The sequence below is a fragment of the Pseudomonas sp. 5P_5.1_Bac1 genome, assembly GCF_025466015.1.
Taxonomy (GTDB): domain Bacteria; phylum Pseudomonadota; class Gammaproteobacteria; order Pseudomonadales; family Pseudomonadaceae; genus Aquipseudomonas.
The window spans coordinates 137,626-152,494 of sequence record NZ_JANLNX010000110.1 but is presented as its reverse complement, the minus strand read 5'-3'; the positions used below and the strand labels follow the sequence as shown (position 1 = coordinate 152,494).

The 14,869-nt window shown below is 62.7% G+C and carries 14 protein-coding genes; 8 read left to right on the top strand and 6 right to left on the bottom strand.

From position 1 onward, the window contains the following. Positions 1-72: 72 nt before the first annotated feature. From NTD82_RS25170 to aspA, 3 genes are all read right to left on the bottom strand, one after another. Positions 73-1,065 carry an AraC family transcriptional regulator gene (locus tag NTD82_RS25170; RefSeq protein WP_095158913.1) on the bottom strand — a complete coding sequence of 331 codons (993 nt, stop codon included), beginning with the start codon at positions 1,063-1,065 and terminating at the stop codon, positions 73-75. 51 nt (positions 1,066-1,116) lie between these two features. Further along, entirely contained in the window at positions 1,117-2,112 is a 996-nt protein-coding gene (locus tag NTD82_RS25165; RefSeq protein WP_262130718.1) for an asparaginase, read from the bottom strand. A 189-nt stretch (positions 2,113-2,301) separates the two neighbouring features. Further along, on the bottom strand, positions 2,302-3,726 hold the full coding sequence (gene aspA / locus NTD82_RS25160) for an aspartate ammonia-lyase (protein WP_095158915.1): 1,425 nt from the start codon (positions 3,724-3,726) through the stop codon (positions 2,302-2,304). A gap of 180 nt (positions 3,727-3,906) precedes the next feature. On the opposite strand from aspA, the gene NTD82_RS25155 reads away from it, so the two are divergent. Next, positions 3,907-4,815 carry a LysR substrate-binding domain-containing protein gene (locus NTD82_RS25155; RefSeq protein WP_110969808.1) on the top strand — a complete coding sequence of 303 codons (909 nt, stop codon included), beginning with the start codon at positions 3,907-3,909 and terminating at the stop codon, positions 4,813-4,815. 7 nt (positions 4,816-4,822) lie between these two features. On the opposite strand, the gene NTD82_RS25150 is transcribed toward NTD82_RS25155, so the two are convergent. Next, on the bottom strand, positions 4,823-5,464 hold the full coding sequence (locus tag NTD82_RS25150; RefSeq protein ID WP_095158917.1) for a hypothetical protein: 642 nt from the start codon (positions 5,462-5,464) through the stop codon (positions 4,823-4,825). A 254-nt stretch (positions 5,465-5,718) separates the two neighbouring features. On the opposite strand from NTD82_RS25150, the gene purE reads away from it, so the two are divergent. The 4 genes from purE to NTD82_RS25130 all read left to right on the top strand — a co-directional run bounded on the left by purE (position 5,719) and on the right by NTD82_RS25130 (position 8,224). Then, positions 5,719-6,210: a 5-(carboxyamino)imidazole ribonucleotide mutase gene (purE, locus tag NTD82_RS25145; protein ID WP_065758113.1), complete on the top strand. Its 492-nt coding sequence runs from the start codon at positions 5,719-5,721 to the stop codon at positions 6,208-6,210. 10 nt (positions 6,211-6,220) lie between these two features. Beyond that, on the top strand, positions 6,221-7,303 hold the full coding sequence (locus tag NTD82_RS25140) for a 5-(carboxyamino)imidazole ribonucleotide synthase (RefSeq protein ID WP_262130717.1): 1,083 nt from the start codon (positions 6,221-6,223) through the stop codon (positions 7,301-7,303). A 90-nt stretch (positions 7,304-7,393) separates the two neighbouring features. Continuing rightward, a complete protein-coding gene (locus NTD82_RS25135; protein WP_095158919.1) occupies positions 7,394-7,639 on the top strand; it encodes a GlsB/YeaQ/YmgE family stress response membrane protein in 246 nt (81 codons plus the stop codon). 51 nt (positions 7,640-7,690) lie between these two features. Beyond that, positions 7,691-8,224, top strand: a complete 534-nt coding sequence (locus tag NTD82_RS25130) for a DUF3299 domain-containing protein (RefSeq protein WP_256587854.1) — start codon at positions 7,691-7,693, stop codon at positions 8,222-8,224. 19 nt (positions 8,225-8,243) lie between these two features. On the opposite strand, the gene NTD82_RS25125 is transcribed toward NTD82_RS25130, so the two are convergent. Next, complete coding sequence (locus NTD82_RS25125; protein WP_262130716.1) at positions 8,244-9,140, bottom strand: D-hexose-6-phosphate mutarotase; 897 nt, start codon at positions 9,138-9,140, stop codon at positions 8,244-8,246. A gap of 71 nt (positions 9,141-9,211) precedes the next feature. Next, positions 9,212-9,613 (bottom strand): acyl-CoA thioesterase, encoded by a 402-nt coding sequence (locus NTD82_RS25120; RefSeq protein ID WP_009402429.1) that lies wholly within the window; start codon positions 9,611-9,613, stop codon positions 9,212-9,214. Between the two features lie 363 nt (positions 9,614-9,976). Here NTD82_RS25120 and NTD82_RS25115 point away from each other — a divergent pair, with 363 nt between their 5' ends. The 3 genes from NTD82_RS25115 (at position 9,977) to NTD82_RS25105 (ending at position 14,855) form a co-directional block, all read left to right on the top strand. Next, positions 9,977-11,266 carry an MFS transporter gene (locus NTD82_RS25115; protein ID WP_095158922.1) on the top strand — a complete coding sequence of 430 codons (1,290 nt, stop codon included), beginning with the start codon at positions 9,977-9,979 and terminating at the stop codon, positions 11,264-11,266. Between the two features lie 163 nt (positions 11,267-11,429). Further along, on the top strand, positions 11,430-12,428 hold the full coding sequence (locus NTD82_RS25110; RefSeq protein ID WP_095158923.1) for a phosphate ABC transporter substrate-binding protein PstS: 999 nt from the start codon (positions 11,430-11,432) through the stop codon (positions 12,426-12,428). 138 nt (positions 12,429-12,566) lie between these two features. Beyond that, complete coding sequence (locus NTD82_RS25105) at positions 12,567-14,855, top strand: ABC transporter permease subunit (protein ID WP_095158924.1); 2,289 nt, start codon at positions 12,567-12,569, stop codon at positions 14,853-14,855. Positions 14,856-14,869: the final 14 nt, after the last annotated feature.

Genomic DNA, 14,869 nt, shown 5'->3' with positions numbered 1-14,869 from the left:
AAGGGGATCGATATGGCCACGACGAGTGTCCGGATTTGGCCCCTGGATGGTGCACGCCTCGACGCTATGAGCTCAGGTCTTGAAATGGCTCGGGGCCACGCCGCTCCAGCGCATGAACGCGTGGCGGAAGCTGGCGGTCTCGCTGAAGCCCAGTTCCTCGGCGATCCGGTAGATCGGTATGTTCCCCTCGCCGAGCAATTGCTTGGCCCGCTCGAAGCGTAGTTCGTCCAGCAATTGTTGATAGCTGCTGCCCATTTCACTCAAGTGCCGGCGCAAGGTTCGCGATGAGCAGTTCATCTGCCGCGCCAGTCCTTCCAGGCCGGGGGCGGCGTCCAGTTGCCGGGCCAGCAGTTCACGGATGCGCCCGAGCCAGGCTTGGCGACCGGTGAATTCCAGATTCAACTGGCGGCAACGTTCGCTCATGGCCCGGTGGGTCACCTGGTCGGCCAGCGGCAGGGGATGTTCCAGCCAGCGGCGGTCGAAGGCGAACGCGTTGTCGTCGGCCTCGAAGCGTAGTGGGCAGGTGAAGGGGTTGCTGTAGAGCGGATGGTAATCGGGCGTCGGGTGGGCGAAGCGCGCACCGAGCAGAGGCAGCGGCTGGCCCAGCAGGTCATCGCAGATGATTTTCAGCGAGGTCAGGCAGAACTCGGCGTTGAAGGCGGCCAGTTGCGGTTCTTCGCGGTAGCCGCTGGCGCTGAACCAGATGCGCTCGCCGTCCTCGATCAGGCGCAACTGGAAAAGTGTTCCCAGAAGCGCGGGATAACGCAGCGCCAGACGTAACGCGTCACCTAAGGTGGCACTGGAGAGCAGGGCATAGCCGAGCATGCCGTAGGACGAAATGTGCATCCGTCGGCCCAGTTCCAGGCCGATTTCCCGGCGCCGGGCCACCGCGTTGGCGCACACCAGCATCTCCTGGCGGGTGGTGATGCGCGGGTCGGCGCGCCCCAGGTCCGCCGGGCTGATGCCGCTGCCCTTGAGCAACGAATCGTCGTCCAGGCCCTGGCTCTGGAAGGCCTGGAGCACCAGGGAAACCGCGTTCAGGGTGGTCAGGTGGGAGTGCAGCATGCGGGGTGTCCGGCTATTGGGCTGATCGGTGAGCGAGCAAATTGTGTGCCTTTAGCGCAGCTCACCGGCCAGATCCACTTCCACCAGACGGCGCACTTCGTCCACCGCCAGCCCGGCGCCGAGCAGCAACTGCAACTTGCCGAACGCCGCTTCGCGGGTCATGCCGCCGCCCGACAGCACGCCAGCCTGGCGCAATTTGCTGCCGGCCTCGTAGATATCCAGTTCGACGCCGCCTTCATGGCACTGGCTGACCGCAACCACCACCACGCCACTGGCGTGGGCCTCGCCGAGGGCGGCGAGAAAGTCCGGGTTGTCGCCCGGGCCAGTGCCGCTGCCGAAACATTCGAGGATCACGCCGCGGGCACCGGTGTTGATCACCGCCCTCAGCACGTGCGCGGAAAAGCCCGGCACCAGCGGCAGGACGGCAACATTCGCCACCTGTTTCGGCTGGCGGTAATCCAGGGCGGCGGGCACGGCGGGCGATGAGGTCGCGGTGCTGTTGCGTTTGAGGGTGACGAAGGGATGCCGGCCAAAACTGCGGACCTTGGCGGTACGGCTGGGCGCCAGCAGCTCGCCGTGAAAATAGAGCTGTACGCCGGGTGCCTGGCCGTCGGTCAGGGCTTGCAGTGCGCCGGTGAGGTTTTCCCAGGCATCGCTGTCGTCTACGCCCGCCGGCAGCATGGAGCCGGTGAACAGTACCGGTGCGTCCAGCCCGAGCAGTTGAAAGCTCATCGCCGCGGCGCTGTAGGCCAGGGTATCGGTGCCATGCAGGACCAGCACCGCATCGGAGCCAGAATCGATCGCTTCGATGATCGCCGTGCGCAGGCGCAGCCAGTACTGCGGGGTCATGTTGGCGCTGTCGATCAGCGGCGTCATTTCGCGGAAACGCCAGGGTGCGAGGCGACCCGATCCGCTCAGTTGCGCGCGCATGCGCTGCTCGAAGCCGGAGGCGGGGGTCAGGCCGTGGGCACCGGCCTGCATGCCGATGGTGCCACCGGTATACAGCACCATGATGCTGTGGGCGGGTCGTGCGGACGCCGAAGTCATGCGCCATTCTCCATGGTCGGTCTTGTTCGTGGCGGGGAACAGTACGACATCCGGTGGAGAGCTGTCAGGCGGATTGAAGGGAGGGGGCTTTCGCCAGAATAAAAAAAAGGGCCCGGGGTTTAGCCCTGGGCCCTCAAAAGGTGAGAGGTGTCTAGTCCCTCGACCTGGTGAGACGGTTTGTTGCGCGGGTTACGCCTTCAGCGGAACCAGACGCGGAGCAATCATATTTTCCGGACGCAGGATGTCGTTGAGCATCGCTTCGTCCAGCAGGCCTTCCTCGCGCACCAGTTCCAGCACGCCACGGCCACTTTCCAGGGCGATGCGGGCGATACGGGTGGCGTTTTCGTAGCCGATGTAAGGGTTCAGGGCGGTGACCAGGCCGATCGAGTGTTCGACCAGTTCACGGCAGCGCTGTTCGTTGGCGGTGATGCCGACGATGCAGTGCTCACGCAGCATGTCCATGGCGCGCTGCAGCAGGCGGATCGAGTCGAAGATCTTGTAGGCGATCAGCGGTTCCATCACGTTCAGTTGCAGTTGACCGCCTTCGGCAGCGATGGTCAGGGCCAGGTCGTTGCCCATGATGGCGAAGGCGACTTGGTTGACGGCTTCCGGGATAACCGGGTTGACCTTGCCTGGCATGATCGAGCTGCCTGGCTGGCGAGCCGGCAGGTTGATCTCGTTGATGCCGGTGCGTGGGCCGCTGGACAGCAGGCGCAGGTCGTTGCAGATCTTCGACAGCTTGACTGCGGTACGCTTGAGCATGCCGGAGAACAGGACGAAGGCGCCCATGTCCGAAGTGGCTTCGATCAGGTCGGCGGCCGGTACCAGCGGCTGGCCGCTGATGGTTGCCAGGCGCTGAACGGCCAGGGCCTGGTAGCCCGGGTCGGCGTTGATGCCGGTACCGATGGCGGTACCGCCCAGGTTCACTTCGGTCAGCACTTCTGGTGCCAGGGTGCGCAGGCGGTTCAGGTCTTCGGTCAGGGTGGTGGCGAAGGCACGGAATTCCTGACCCAGGGTCATCGGTACGGCGTCCTGCAGTTGGGTACGACCCATCTTCAGTACGTGGCTGAATTCTTGACCCTTGGCAGCGAACGCCTGGATCAGGCTGTCGAGGCTGGCCAGCAGCGCGTCGTGGCCCAGCAGCAGACCCAGGCGGATCGCGGTCGGGTAGGCGTCGTTGGTCGACTGCGCCATGTTCACGTCGTTGTTCGGGTGCAGGTATTTGTACTCGCCTTTCTGGTGGCCCATGGCCTCCAGCGCGATGTTGGCGATGACTTCGTTGGCGTTCATGTTGGTGGAAGTACCAGCACCGCCTTGAATCATGTCCACGATGAACTGCTCGTGGTAGTCGCCACGGATCAGGCGGGCGCAGGCCTCGCTGATGGCGGCATGTTTGGCATCGCTCAGATGACCCAGCTCACGGTTGGCGTCGGCTGCGGCTTGCTTGACCATGGCCAGGCCCACGACCAGCTTCGGATAGTGCGACAGCGGAACACCGGAGAGGTGGAAGTTGTTGGCAGCGCGCAGGGTCTGGATGCCGTAGTAGGCATCAGCAGGGACTTCCAGGGTACCAAGCAGGTCTTTCTCGACGCGGAACGATGCAGCAGCGGACATGATGGATATCATCTCGAATTAACCCGGCACATGCCGGAATGGCGCTAATCGTAGGAGCGGAAGCTGTTTTGCGGCCAATGCTGTTGCACGCTAACCTATGCACAAACGGCATAACGTCTGATGTGACGTTCTTCCTGGTTCGAGCGTGTGCCATTTTGGTGCGCGGTTTGGAGAGTTTTGATGAACGTTGAAAGCAAGTGGCTGGAAGACTTCAGTGCCCTGGCCGCCACCCGCAGTTTTTCCCAGGCCGCTGAGCGCCGCTTTGTCACGCAGCCGGCGTTCAGCCGCCGTATTCGCAGCCTGGAGGCGGCGCTGGGTCTGACGTTGGTCAACCGCTCGCGCACGCCCATCGAGCTGACCGCCGCCGGGCAGTTGTTTCTCGTCACTGCGCGCACTGTTGTCGACCAGTTGAGCGAAGTTCTCCGCCATTTGCACCACCTTGAAGGCGGGCAGGGCGAGGTGATCCAGGTGTCCGCGGCGCATTCCCTGGCGCTCGGATTTTTCCCGCGCTGGATCGCCCAGTTGCGCAATGACGGGCTGAACATTGCGACCCGCCTGGTGGCCACCAACGTCGGCGATGCTGTCCATGCCCTGCGCGAGGGCGGTTGTGACCTGATGCTGGCGTTCTACGACCCCGACGCGGCCTTGCAGATGGATGCGGAAATTTTCCCTTCGCTGCACCTGGGCAACACCGAGATGCTGCCGGTGTGTGCGGCGGGGCCAGACGGCAAGCCGCTGTTCGATCTCGAAGGCGAGGCCAGCGTGCCGCTGCTGGCGTACAGCGCCGGGGCGTTTCTCGGCCGCTCGGTGAACCTGCTGTTGCGTCAGCGCAACCTGCGCTTTACCACCATCTATGAAACCGCGATGGCCGACAGCCTCAAGGGCATGGCGCTGGAAGGGCTGGGCATCGCCTGGGTGCCGAGCCTGTCGGCGCGGGCCGAGCTGGAGCGTGGCGAGTTGGTGATCTGCGGCGGGCCCCAGTGGCATGTGCCACTGGAGATACGTCTTTATCGCTGCGCGCTGGTGCGCAAGGCCAATGTGCGACTGCTCTGGCGCAAGCTCGAGTCCGGCACGCAAGAACAGCCTTGAACCGTCATCAACGCAGCCGTTTCAGGTAATTGGCGATGTTCTCCCGGTTTTCATCGGAGTAGCGATAACAGTTCGAGCGAAGGCCAAATCGGTTGGGGAACATATAGGTTTCGCAGAACCAGCCATTGAAGCTGATATAGGACTGCTCGTGGGTGGCGCTCAGCGTATGGCCCAGTTCATGCCCCACCGTGGCGTAGGTACCCAGCGAGGCAATCGCGGAATGGCCCGTCTGGTAGGCCATGCCAAAAATGCTGTCGTTGCCATGGCGTTCCAGTTCATTGCGGGTCAGCAGCAGGTACTTGTTGTCGGTGACGTCTTCTGGGCTGGGCTGTTGGCGCCGCCAGACCGAGGCAGCGTCGGCCCATTCCGACAGCGTGGCGGAGGCGTCCAGCCCTTGGTACGTGATGTCGGTCAGGCCGGGAATACGCCGCGTGAAGCGCAGGGCGACCGGGAGGCGAGCGATCAGGCGTATCTCGTCCATCCAGGCCTCGAAGTAGTCTTTTTGTAGCTGTTCGTCTGAAAGTTCAGACAGCTCATCGTGGGGAAAGACCCAGATCGTCAGCGTTGGGGTGGCTTCGGCACTGGCGAGCGGCGCGTTGAGCGTCAGGGTGATTGCCAGTGGCAGGGCGGGAAACAGCGAGTTGTGCATGAGGTCATCCGTGACGTTGATGTGCGGTGACCCACCGTACCGCCAGCCTCCGGGGCCAGAGCATCTGGAAGCCCAGCAGCGGGGCAATGGCCGGACATCGCGACAGGGCTGGGCGCTTTGCTCCTCATTGCGCTATAATCCCGCGCCTTCGACCAGTCGGTCGATTCAGAATCCGTATGACGAGCCACGCCGGTCTTCCCGCGTGGCTCGTTGCTTTTGGTGCGTCGGAAGACGCTTACAGGAGAGGCTCGACGATGAGTGCACTGGTTGGCGTGATCATGGGCTCCAAGTCCGATTGGTCCACCCTTAGCCACACCGCCGATATGCTGGAAAAACTCGGCATTCCCTACGAAGTGAAGGTGGTTTCCGCCCACCGCACTCCGGACCTGCTGTTCCAGTACGCTGAAGAGGCCGAAGGCCGTGGCATCGAGGTGATCATCGCCGGAGCGGGTGGCGCTGCCCACTTGCCAGGCATGTGCGCCGCCAAGACTCACCTGCCCGTGCTGGGCGTTCCGGTGCAGTCGTCGATGCTGTCGGGTGTCGATTCGCTGCTGTCGATCGTTCAGATGCCCGCCGGCATTCCGGTGGCGACCCTGGCAATCGGCAAGGCTGGCGCGATCAACGCAGCACTGCTCTCGGCGAGCATTCTGGGGGCCAAGCACCCGCAGTTCCACGCCGTGCTCAAGCAGTTCCGCGCAGAACAGACAGACAGCGTTCTGGACAACCCAGATCCACGCCAGGCCTGAGGTCACACGCATGAAAATCGGTGTAATCGGTGGCGGCCAGCTCGGCCGCATGCTGGCTCTGGCGGGCACCCCGCTGGGCATGAACTTCGCCTTCCTCGACCCGGCGCCAGACGCCTGCGCCGCGCCATTGGGCGAGCACCTGCGTGCCGACTATGGCGACCAGGATCATCTGCGCCAACTGGCCGATGAAGTCGATCTGGTGACCTTCGAATTCGAAAGCGTTCCGGCCGAGACCGTGGCGTTCCTGTCGCAATTCGTGCCGGTCTACCCGAGCGCCGAAGCCCTGCGCATCGCTCGCGACCGCTGGTTCGAGAAGAGCATGTTCAAGGACCTGGGCATCCCGACCCCGGCCTTCGCCGATATCCAGTCGCAAGCCGACCTGGAAAACGCCGTGGCCAGCATCGGTCTGCCAGCCGTATTGAAAACCCGCACCCTGGGTTACGACGGCAAGGGCCAGAAAGTGCTGCGCACGCCGGCCGACGTAATCGGCACCTTCGCCGAGCTGGGCAGCGTGCCGTGCCTGTTGGAAGGTTTCGTACCGTTCACCGGTGAAGTTTCGCTGGTCGCCGTGCGTGCACGGGATGGCGAAACCCGCTTCTACCCGCTGGTCCACAACACCCACGAGAGCGGCATCCTGCGCCTGTCGGTGGCCAGCAGCGATCACCCGCTGCAGTCCCTGGCCGAAGACTATGCGAGCCGCGTGCTTGAGCAGCTCGATTACGTCGGCGTTCTGGCCTTCGAATTCTTTGAAGTCGATGGCGGCCTGAAAGCCAACGAAATCGCGCCGCGGGTCCACAACTCCGGGCACTGGACCATCGAAGGCGCCGAGTGCAGCCAGTTCGAGAACCACTTGCGTGCCGTTGCCGGCCTGCCGCTGGGCCCGACCCGCAAGGTCGGCGAAAGCGCCATGCTCAACTTCATCGGCGAAGTGCCGTCTGTGGATAAAGTGGTTGCCATCGACGACTGCCACCTGCACCACTACGGCAAGGCGTTCAAGGTCGGACGCAAGGTCGGCCACGCCACCCTGCGCTGCGCCGACATGGCCACCCTGGAGCAGAAGATCCAGCAGGTCGAAGCGCTGATCGCGGGTTGAACTGAACCTCTCCGTTCGGCACCCCTCTGATGGCAGGACGCCAAAGCGCTGACTAGGCTTTGGCAGTGCACTCACATCAGAGGGAATGCCATGGGAATCATCGGAACCATCTTCATCGGCCTCATCGTTGGCTTGCTGGCGCGCTTTCTCAAGCCCGGCGACGACAGCATGGGCTGGATCATGACCATCCTCCTCGGTATCGCCGGCTCGTTGGCCGCGACCTACGGTGGCCAGGCGCTGGGGATTTACCAGGCAGGCCAGGCGGCCGGGTTCCTGGGGGCGTTGGTGGGCGCGATCATCCTTCTGGTGATCTACGGATTCATCAAAAAAAGCTGATGGCGGGATAGAATGCTCGGCAACTTCTCCGACGGTTGCCGAGCATTTTTCATGCGTGCGTTATTCCTCATTCCGCTGCTGCTGTGCAGCACTCTCGCCCGGGCCGAACTGCCTGAAACCGACTGGCTGGAACTGATGCCCAAGTCGGATCAGAAAGCGCTGGAAGAGATGCCAGAAATCGACCACGACTCACCTGAAGCCCAAGGCACCTTCACCGACAAGGGTGGCTTGAAGCAGAGCAAAGGCTTGCCCGCGGTGATGTACTCGACCAAAACCGTCGCAGCGATGAACGGCAAGTCGATCCGTATTGGCGGTTACCCGGTGCCGCTGGAATCCGATGCCAAGGGCAACAGCACGCTGTTCTTCCTCGTCCCCTATCCGGGTGCTTGCATCCACGTCCCGCCGCCGCCGCCGAACCAATTGGTGCTGGTGCGCTATCCCAAGGGCGTGAAGCTGGACGATATCTACACCCCGCTGTGGGTCAGCGGCACCTTGAAAGTCGAGAAGGTCAACAATGACCTGGCCGACGCCGCCTACGCCATGGACGCCGGAAAGGTACGCGTGGTGGAGGACGCGGACCTGTAAGACACAGGTCCGCGGGTTGTCAGAGGGTTTCGCTGGCGATGCTCAGACCCAGGGTATGGCTGGCGCCGGGTGCCAGTTCCACCAGATCGTCCCAGATGTTCGCGGTCTCGATGCAGAGCATGCGCTGCCAACCGTCGTCGGCCATGTCCGCGAGCTGCGCGGCGCGCTCGGTCCACGGGTTCCAGATCACCGCCGAGCGCGAACCGGAGCAGCTCAGGCGGATGCGCCGGTTCCACGCCGGATCGACGATGCTCAGAAGGGAAGGGGTGTTGAGGTAGATGCGGTCTGTCTCGCCGCTGAAGGTCAGGTCCGCTGGCTGGTTGCGTTGCTCCCAGTCGGCCAGGGTCTCGATGTAGCTCAGACCATTCACGCCTTCCACCCGGACCGAACGCACATCGCTGACGGCGAAGTAGCTGTGCAGCGCCTGGCTCAGGGTGACGTGGTCGTTGCCTAGGTTGGTGCTGGTAAGGTTCAGGGTCAGTTGCTCATCCATCACGATGGACAGGGTGAGTTCGACCTGGTGGGGCCAGCCGGGCAGGTCGCCCTGGCTTTCCGGCAGCGTGAACGCCAGTTGCACGCTGTCGCCGCTGCTGTCGATGCCAAGCAATTGCCAGTCGCGCCCGCGTGCCAGGCCATGGGCCGGCGCATCGCTGCCATTGAACTGGTTGCGGACCGCTTCGGGATTGCGCTGCAGGTTGCCGAACCACGGCCAGCACACCGGCACGCCAGCGCGCACCGACTTGCCGCGCGTGAACAGGGCCTGATCGCTGAGCCAGAGCAGAGGCGGTTCGCCCAGACGCTGATAACTCAGCACCTGCGCGCCCTGCTGGGCCACCAGCAGCTCGGCGCTGTCGCTGGTGATGCGCCAGCAGTTGAGTTCGCCGTGTTGTTCCGATTCGACCTTGGGTGTGGACATGCGCTGATCTCGTTGAAGTGCCGTAAGGTCTTTGACCTTTCACAGATCGACGAGTTTACCGCGCACCCGGGTCAGCGACGAGGTGGGACCGAACGGGTGCGGCCGCTGCCGTCGATGGCGACGAACACGAAGACGGCCTCGGTGACCTTGCGCCATTCGCTGGACAGCGGATCATCGCTCCACACTTCGACCATCATCTGGATCGAGCTGCGGCCGATTTCCAGGGTCTGGGTATAGAAGGACAATTGCGCACCGACGGCGACAGGCACCAGGAATGCCATGCGGTCGATGGCGACGGTAGCGACGCGACCGCCGGCGACGCGGCTGGCCATGGCCGTGCCGGCGAGGTCCATCTGGGCTACCAGCCAGCCGCCGAAAATATCGCCGAAACCGTTGGTTTCCCGCGGGAGTGCGGTGATCTGCAAGGCCAGGTCGCCTTGCGGGATGGGATCTTCTTGTTCGAGTTCAATCATGCCGGGGGTGCCTCTGACCCGTGTCGCTTCGTTGGTTGACGCAGTATCGGATGCCGCGAAAAACGATTCAGCAGACTCATACCACGCTGCTTACGCTTCGAAGGGCGGCGAAGGGAAACTCTGCGAAACCGACCAAGCATACTTGGCAGCGTTTTCGCACAATATCCCACCTTGGGCGCAACCTGTTTCTACGAGGGGCCAGTATATAGAGCCTCGCAAGCACCGACGACCATGCGGTCACCATTATCTGTGGGGAATATGTAGATCTGTGTCGCTTTCGGACAATTTGTTATCGTGCTGAGTTCATTTCAGGCCTGTTACAACCGTGCTATCAGGTCTGAACCGCCAATAAGAGAAGCCTCAATGACCTCCGTGCCCTCCAGTATCGAGCAGCCCGCCCGGCCGCTGACCCGCAGTGACTACAAGACCCTGTCGCTTTCCGCCCTGGGCGGTGCGCTGGAATTCTACGACTTCATCATCTTCGTGTTCTTCGCCACGGTGGTCGGCAAGTTGTTCTTCCCACCGGACATGCCCGAATGGCTGCGCCTGATGCAGACCTTCGGCATCTTCGCTGCGGGCTATCTGGCGCGGCCGCTGGGCGGCATCGTCATGGCTCACTTCGGCGACCTGCTCGGGCGCAAGAAGATGTTCACCCTGAGCATCTTCCTGATGGCGGTGCCGACCCTGATCATGGGCCTGCTGCCAACCTACGCGCAGATCGGCATGGCGGCGCCCATTCTGCTGTTGCTGATGCGGGTGATTCAGGGCGCGGCGATTGGTGGTGAAGTCCCCGGCGCCTGGGTGTTCGTCTCCGAGCATGTGCCGGCGCGCAATACCGGTTTCGCCTGCGGCACCCTGACGGCCGGCCTGACGGCGGGCATCCTGCTTGGCTCGCTGGTCGCCACGCTCATCAACACCGTCTACACCCCGACGGAAGTGGCCGATTACGCCTGGCGGATACCGTTCCTGCTCGGCGGTGTGTTCGGCCTGTTCTCGGTGTACCTGCGCCGTTGGCTGCACGAAACCCCGGTGTTCGCCGAACTTCAGCAGCGCAAGGCGCTGGCCGAGGAAGTGCCGCTGCGCGCGGTGCTGCGTGACCACCGCGGAGCCATCGTGCTGTCGATGCTGCTGACCTGGCTGCTGTCGGCCGGCATCATCGTCGTGATTCTTATGACCCCAACCATTCTGCAGACGGTCTACGGCTTCACCCCGACCGTGGCCTTGCAGGCCAACAGCCTGGCGATCGTCTTCCTGACCCTCGGCTGCATCGGCGCCGGCAAGCTGGTCGACCGTTTCGGCGCGGGCCGCATCTTCGTCGCGGGGAGCCTGGCCTTGTTGATCACCTCGTGGACCTTCTACCACACCCTCGCCGACCACAAAGACCTGCTGTTCCCGATGTACGCCCTGACCGGCCTGTGCGTAGGCATCGTCGGTGCGGTGCCGTTCGTAATGGTCCGCGCCTTCCCGCCGGTGGTGCGCTTCAGCGGCCTGTCGTTTTCCTACAACGTCGCCTACGCTATCTTCGGCGGCCTGACCCCGATGGCCGTCACCGCGCTGCTCAAGTTCAGCCCCATGGCCCCGGCGTTGTATGTCGCCGGGATCTGCACCATTGGTCTGCTGGTCGGGCTTTATTTGTTGGCAACCAAGCGCTGAACCCCCTCTAGCTCGCCCTTCGCAACATTCTGAAAAGGCCATCACCCGATTGGGGTGATGGCCTTTCATCTAATTGTCACAATCGATTCATAGAGTAGTCACACGGCCTGCAGATACTTGGGCCCGATCCATCTCACCCCCGAATTCCTGCTAGGAGCAAGGCATGAAACTGAAGCGTTTGATGGCGGCCCTGACCTTTGTCGCCGCTGGCGTTGCCACCGCCAATGCGGTTGCCGCTGTTGACCCAGCTATTCCGACCTACACCAAGACCACCGGTGTGTCGGGCAACCTCTCCAGCGTTGGTTCCGATACCCTCGCCAACCTGATGACGCTGTGGGCCGAGGCGTACAAGAAGGAATATCCGAACGTAAACATTCAGATTCAGGCCGCCGGCTCCTCCACCGCGCCACCCGCGCTGACCGAAGGCACCGCTAACCTGGGCCCGATGAGCCGCAAGATGAAGGACGTCGAGCTGCAGGCTTTCGAGCAGAAGTACGGCTACAAGCCAACCGCTATCCCGGTCGCCGTTGACGCCCTGGCTGTCTTCGTCCACAAGGACAACCCGATCAAAGGCCTGACCATGGCTCAGGTTGACGCGATCTTCTCGTCGACCCGTCTGTGCGGCGGCAAAGCCGACGTCAAAACCTGGGGCGACCTGGGCGTGACCGGTGACCTGGCCAACAAGCCGGTTCAACTGTTCGGCCGTAACTCGGTATCCGGCACCTACGGCTACTTCAAGGAAGAAGCCCTGTGCAAAGGCGACTTCAAGCCAAACGTGAACGAACAACCAGGCTCCGCTTCGGTGGTTCAGTCGATCAGCTCCTCGCTGAACGGCATCGGTTACTCGGGCATCGGTTACAAGACCGCTAGCGTCAAGACCGTAGCCCTGGCCAAGAAAGAAGGCGGCGAGTTCGTTGAAGACAACGAAGCCAACGCCCTGAACGGCACCTACCCGCTGTCGCGTTTCCTCTACGTCTACGTCAACAAGGCCCCGAACAAGCCTCTGGCCCCGCTGGAAGCCGAGTTCGTGAAACTGGTTCTGTCCCAGGCAGGCCAGCAGGTCGTGGTGAAAGACGGCTACATCCCGCTGCCAGCCAAAGTGGCTGAGAAAGCCTTGGCTGACCTCGGTCTGAGCCAGACCGCGGGCGTCGCGAAGAACTGAGTGTGACTCAGGCAGGGTTCGGAGGATGCCGAACCCTGCCGCAAATTGTCAGTCCGCTGCCAGGACCTCTGCGCGGCGGGCTTTTTTGCGTCACTGCACTGTAATGTTTTTGTCATACGGGACCGCTAGGGTGTGCGCATGAATGATCTGGCCAACTCCACCATGACCCAAAATTCTCCCCCCGTGCGGATTGATTTCAATACGCCCGAGTTGCAACGCAAACGTCGCCTGCGCGCCTTCAAGGATCGCCTCACCCGCTGGTATGTCCTGGTGGGCGGGCTTGCCGTGCTGGCGGCAATCACCCTGATTTTCTTCTATCTGGCCTACGTGGTCGTGCCGCTGTTCCAGGGTGCGACGCTGACCAGCAAGAAAGCGCTGGAGCCGACCTGGCTGCAACAGGACGCCGGCAAACCGCTGATGATCGCCCTGGAAGAGCAGAACCTGGTGGGGATGCGTGTCTCCGACAAGGGCCAGGCGCTGTTCTTCGACACCAAGACCGGTGCCGAGCTCAAACGCGTCGACCTGCCACTGCCGGCAGGCGTCCAGGTGACCTCGATCGGTTCCGACCAGCCGGGCAGCCCGCTGATCGTGCTGGGCCTGTCCAATGGTCAGGTGATGGTCTTCAGCCACAGCTACAAGATCACCTACCCGGACAACAAGAAAACCATCACCCCTGCCGTCGACTTCCCGTATGGCCAGGAGCCTGTCGCGCTGGACGACCAGGGCCGTGCCGTTGAACACGTGAGCCTGAACCACAACGGCGACACGCTGTTGCTGGCCGGTTCCGCAGGCGCTCACCTGCAGGTGCTGTCGCTCAGCCGTACAGAAAACATGATGACGGGCGAAGTCACCAGCGAGCAGAGCCGTATCGAGCTGCCGCAGATGACCGAGCCGGTGAAGGCGATCTTCATCGATCCACGCCAGCAGTGGCTCTACGTCATTAATGGTCGCGCTCAGGCCGACGTGTTCAGCCTGCGTGAGAAGAGCCTCAACGGTCGCTACAAGCTGCTTGAAGACGGTAATGCCGAAATCACCGCCAGCACCCAGTTGGTCGGTGGTATCTCGCTGATTCTCGGAGACTCCAAAGGCGGTCTGAGCCAGTGGTTCATGGCGCGCGATCCAGACGGCGAGCAGCGTTTCAAACGCATCCGCGACTTCAAGATGGACAACGCGCCGATCGTGCAGATCGACGCCGAAGAGCGCCGCAAGGGCTTCATCGCCCTGGACGCCAACGGCAAGCTGGGTGTGTTCCACAGCACTGCGCACCGCACCCTGCTGGTCGAGCCGGCCGCTGAAGGCGCTGGCGTGCTGGCACTGTCGCCGCGGGCCAACCGCGTGATCATCGAAGAAGGTGGCAAGCTGCTGCCGCTGACCTTGAAGAACCCGCACCCGGAAGTTTCCTGGAGCGCGCTGTGGAGCAAGGTCTGGTACGAGAACTACGACGAGCCGAAGTATGTCTGGCAGTCGACCGCCTCGAACACCGACTTCGAACCCAAGCTGAGCCTCTCGCCGCTGACCTTCGGTACGCTCAAGGCCGCGTTCTACGCGATGATCCTGGCTGCACCGCTGGCCATCGCCGCAGCGATCTACACCGCCTACTTCATGGCACCGGGCATGCGCCGCAAGGTCAAGCCGGTGATCGAGTTGATGGAGGCGATGCCGACGGTGATTCTCGGCTTCTTCGCGGGTCTGTTCCTCGCGCCGTACCTTGAAGGTCACTTGCCGGGCGTGTTCAGTCTGCTGATGCTGCTGCCGCTGGGTATCCTGGTCGCCGGCTTCTCCTGGAGCCGCCTGCCCGAGTCGATCCGCCTGCGAGTACCGGACGGTTGGGAAGCCGCCATCCTGATCCCGGTAATCCTCTTCACCGGCTGGTTCGCCCTGTACATGAGCCCGTTCCTGGAGACCTGGTTCTTCGGCGGTGACATGCGCCTGTGGATCACCAACGACCTGGGCATCACCTACGACCAGCGCAACGCCCTGGTAGTGGGTATCGCCATGGGCTTCGCGGTTATCCCGAACATCTACTCGATCGCCGAGGACGCCGTGTTCAGCGTGCCGCGCAGCCTGACCCTGGGTTCGCTGGCTCTGGGCGCCACGCCGTGGCAGACCCTGACCCGCGTAGTCATCCTGACCGCCAGCCCGGGTATCTTCTCGGCACTGATGATCGGTATGGGTCGTGCGGTAGGCGAAACCATGATCGTGCTGATGGCCACCGGCAACACCCCGGTCATGGAGCTGAACCTGTTCGAAGGTATGCGCACCCTGGCAGCCAACGTCGCCGTGGAAATGCCCGAATCGGAAGTCGGCGGCAGCCACTACCGCGTCCTGTTCCTTGCCGCGCTGGTGCTGCTGATGTTCACGTTCGTGATGAACACCTTGGCCGAGCTGATTCGCCAGCGTCTGCGCAAGAAATACTCGTCGCTTTGATAGGAAGGTAGAGA

Excerpts from the sequence above, each read along its gene's own strand:
- NTD82_RS25170 (WP_095158913.1), bottom strand. The coding sequence starts at position 1,065 with ATGCTGCACTCCCACCTGACCACCCTGAACGCGGTTTCCCTGGTGCTC.
- NTD82_RS25105 (WP_095158924.1), top strand. The coding sequence starts at position 12,567 with ATGAATGATCTGGCCAACTCCACCATGACCCAAAATTCTCCCCCCGTG.
- NTD82_RS25140 (WP_262130717.1), top strand. The coding sequence starts at position 6,221 with ATGAAAATCGGTGTAATCGGTGGCGGCCAGCTCGGCCGCATGCTGGCT.
- NTD82_RS25130 (WP_256587854.1), top strand. The coding sequence starts at position 7,691 with ATGCGTGCGTTATTCCTCATTCCGCTGCTGCTGTGCAGCACTCTCGCC.
- NTD82_RS25150 (WP_095158917.1), bottom strand. The coding sequence starts at position 5,464 with ATGCACAACTCGCTGTTTCCCGCCCTGCCACTGGCAATCACCCTGACG.
- NTD82_RS25120 (WP_009402429.1), bottom strand. The coding sequence starts at position 9,613 with ATGATTGAACTCGAACAAGAAGATCCCATCCCGCAAGGCGACCTGGCC.
- NTD82_RS25155 (WP_110969808.1), top strand. The coding sequence starts at position 3,907 with ATGAACGTTGAAAGCAAGTGGCTGGAAGACTTCAGTGCCCTGGCCGCC.
- NTD82_RS25115 (WP_095158922.1), top strand. The coding sequence starts at position 9,977 with ATGACCTCCGTGCCCTCCAGTATCGAGCAGCCCGCCCGGCCGCTGACC.
- aspA (WP_095158915.1), bottom strand. The coding sequence starts at position 3,726 with ATGTCCGCTGCTGCATCGTTCCGCGTCGAGAAAGACCTGCTTGGTACC.
- NTD82_RS25165 (WP_262130718.1), bottom strand. The coding sequence starts at position 2,112 with ATGACTTCGGCGTCCGCACGACCCGCCCACAGCATCATGGTGCTGTAT.
- NTD82_RS25125 (WP_262130716.1), bottom strand. The coding sequence starts at position 9,140 with ATGTCCACACCCAAGGTCGAATCGGAACAACACGGCGAACTCAACTGC.
- NTD82_RS25110 (WP_095158923.1), top strand. The coding sequence starts at position 11,430 with ATGAAACTGAAGCGTTTGATGGCGGCCCTGACCTTTGTCGCCGCTGGC.
- purE (WP_065758113.1), top strand. The coding sequence starts at position 5,719 with ATGAGTGCACTGGTTGGCGTGATCATGGGCTCCAAGTCCGATTGGTCC.
- NTD82_RS25135 (WP_095158919.1), top strand. The coding sequence starts at position 7,394 with ATGGGAATCATCGGAACCATCTTCATCGGCCTCATCGTTGGCTTGCTG.